Annotated in this window: 3 protein-coding genes and 1 pseudogene; all 4 read left to right on the top strand. The window is 31.7% G+C overall.

Annotation, left to right across the window (positions count from 1 at the left end):
• Positions 1-12: 12 nt before the first annotated feature.
• Positions 13-477 (top strand): annotated as a pseudogene (locus V7024_RS23285) (endonuclease I family protein); the annotation flags it as partial.
• Between the two features lie 197 nt (positions 478-674).
• On the top strand, positions 675-1,538 hold the full coding sequence (locus V7024_RS23280) for a helix-turn-helix domain-containing protein (protein ID WP_335524394.1): 864 nt from the start codon (positions 675-677) through the stop codon (positions 1,536-1,538).
• A gap of 51 nt (positions 1,539-1,589) precedes the next feature.
• Positions 1,590-1,967: a VOC family protein gene (locus V7024_RS23275; RefSeq protein ID WP_335524392.1), complete on the top strand. Its 378-nt coding sequence runs from the start codon at positions 1,590-1,592 to the stop codon at positions 1,965-1,967.
• Positions 1,968-2,121: 154 nt separating this feature from the next.
• A complete protein-coding gene (locus V7024_RS23270; protein WP_335524390.1) occupies positions 2,122-2,751 on the top strand; it encodes a LysE family translocator in 630 nt (209 codons plus the stop codon).
• The last annotated feature ends 97 nt before the right edge of the window (positions 2,752-2,848 follow it).

The raw sequence follows: 2,848 nt of genomic DNA, 5'->3' as shown, positions 1-2,848 counted from the left end.
TTCGTTTGAACACGAGAGCATGTTTGGGCGAAATCTCACGGTGATTTTGAAACGGCTGCAGGGCCTGGAACGGATCGTCATCATTTAAGGGCTACAGATGTTTCTGTAAATAGCTCACGTGGAAATTTGGATTTTGATAACGGTGGTGTAAATCATTCAGAAGCAACAGAATGTAAATATGATAGTGATTTCTGGGAGCCTCGTGATAGTGTAAAAGGTGATATTGCTAGAATGTTATTTTACATGGCTATTCGTTATAAAGGGGATAACGGTGAAGTAGATTTGGAACTTAATGATAAAGTAAACAATAACAAAGCTCCCTATATGGGAAAGCTATCTGTTTTACTAAAATGGAATGAACAAGATCCTGTTGATGATTTTGAGCGAAAGCGTAATGAAATAATCTATACAAAGTATCAACATAACCGGAATCCATTTATTGATCATCCTGAATGGGCAAATGAAATTTGGAAATAAATAAGTAAAATCATAGTTTAAAAAATATAAAGTGGAAAGGAGTGGTCGTAAGGATTACTCCTTTTTCATGTTTATTGTACAATAATTGGTCTGTAAGGGATTGGTGAGGAGAGTAAAAGGTTTTTTGCTAAACTTCCGTTATTATGTATAATTGAATTATCTGAAAAATATAATCGCATGCTTACGGAGACGGTATTATGAATGATATGGATTCTACTAATTTTGTTTTACATGCAAAAAGTAAACAGTTTTATTGGCAAGGGAATGGCCAATTATCTATTAAAACATTTTCTAATGGAAAAGCACATTACAAGACTAGTAAAGGATTTTTTGCTGTCGAGGAAAGTAGATATTTACTTCTTAATGAAGGGTCTTATACCATTTCGATTGATGAAAATAAGGAAGTAGAATCTTTTTGTATCTTTTTTAGAGAGGGATTTGGGGAGGAGATTTTAAACTCATTAAGAGAATCAAATAATAAACTTCTTAGCGATCCTTTTAAGGATAGGAACGATATCGGTTTCTTTGAAAAAACTTATGATACAAGTGAAATTTTATTATCTCAAATAACAAAATTTAAAGAGAAATTACCTATTCTTGAGAATGACCCAGTTGGCTATGAAGAACAATTTCATAAGTTAATGCAAATCATTCTATTTGAACATTTTGACGCATGGAAAGAAGTCGAATCATTAGCGGCAATACGTAATTCTACAAGAGAAGAATTGTATAGAAGAATTAGTATCGCACATGAATATATAAGGGCCTATTATGATAAACCAATTAAATTGAATGAAATTGCCCAAATTGCTTGTTTATCGCCAAACCATTTGTTAAGAACATACTCACAAATATATCATAAAACACCTCATCAACATATATCAGAGTTTAGAATTCGGAAAGCGAAAAAGCTTTTAACACAACTAGATTTTAATATGACTGATATAACATTTGAACTGGGATTACAAAATCCTGTATCTTTTAGCAAAATGTTTAAACAACATGTTGGGGTTTCTCCTATTGAATTTCGAAAAAAGGTGATTTTGGATAAGAAATACTAAATTTAATCGTATATTCTTAGAATGAATTGATATCTGAAAGGGGAATTCTCATTGGAAACTACTATGATTCAAAAAATCGGACAAATTGGGGTACCAGTTAAAGATTTAGATAGGGCAATTCATTTTTATAAAGACAAGCTTGGGTTATCACTGCTATTTAATACTGATAGTATGGCATTCTTTGAATGTAACGGGTTGCGTCTCTTTTTAAGCCTTCTAGAAAAAGAGAAATTTGTTCAATCTAGTTCAGTCATTTATTTTCAAGTTGAAAACATTAAAGAGACTTACAAAGATCTATTAAGCAAGGAAACTATTTTCAGCGATGAACCACATATTGTAGTGAAAATAGGACAAATAGAAACATGGATGACATTTTTTAAAGATACAGAAGGTAATACACATGCTTTAATGAGTGAAGTACAATGTTAGTGAAAGAGACCGTTGATAACGGTCTCTTTCACTACTTTTAGTTTTTAGCATTTCACAAAATAGAAAAAATTCCACTTTGTTTGGTGGTACGATACTAGCGAAAATGAGAATAAGACAGATAAAAGGATAGTACTAATATCGGAGGGAGAATAAGTTGGTCATTGAATTGTTTATCAAAGGATTAATCATTGGGCTTAGTATCGCTGCTCCTGTTGGACCTATTGGGGTTTTATGTATACGACGCACATTGGAGTACGGAAAATGTATTGGTTTTATGTCAGGCTTAGGTGCAGCAACAGCTGATGGGCTGTATGGGCTGATTGCTGGACTTGGTTTAACATTTATAACTAAATTTTTAGTTGAACAACAAGGATGGATTCATTTTGTTGGTAGTATGTTTTTATTATATCTAGGATTGAAGATTTTCGTTTCAAAACCATCAAAAACATCAGCTAAAGCCAATGGTAATAATGTTTTTGGAGCATATGCTTCAACCTTTCTTTTAACTATTACAAATCCAGTAACTATATTATCTTTCTTAGCCATTTTTTCTGGACTTGGAATGTCTAATTCGAATAATGATACAATAATTAGCTTAGTCGTAGTATTAGGAGTATTTTTTGGTTCTACATTATGGTGGCTAATTCTTAGCGGTGTAACAGGAGTATTGATGAATCGAATGAAAAATTTCCCTTTAAATATTGTAAATCGTATTTCAGGATTCATTATAGTAATGTTTGGTTTATGGTCTATGTACAATTTAATGAAAGGCTTTTTTACATAAAATAAGAGATTTTAGATTACCACTTTTTTCTTTGCTAGAATAATACTATTACAATATTACAAATAATTGACAGCCATGTATCGGCGAAATATAATTC

Origin of the sequence: Bacillus sp. JJ864 (assembly GCF_036963045.1) — a bacterium.
GTDB lineage: Bacteria > Bacillota > Bacilli > Bacillales > Bacillaceae_G > Bacillus_A > Bacillus_A pseudomycoides_C.
The sequence above is the reverse complement of the archived record's forward strand: the minus strand, read 5'-3'. Positions and strand labels throughout refer to the sequence as shown.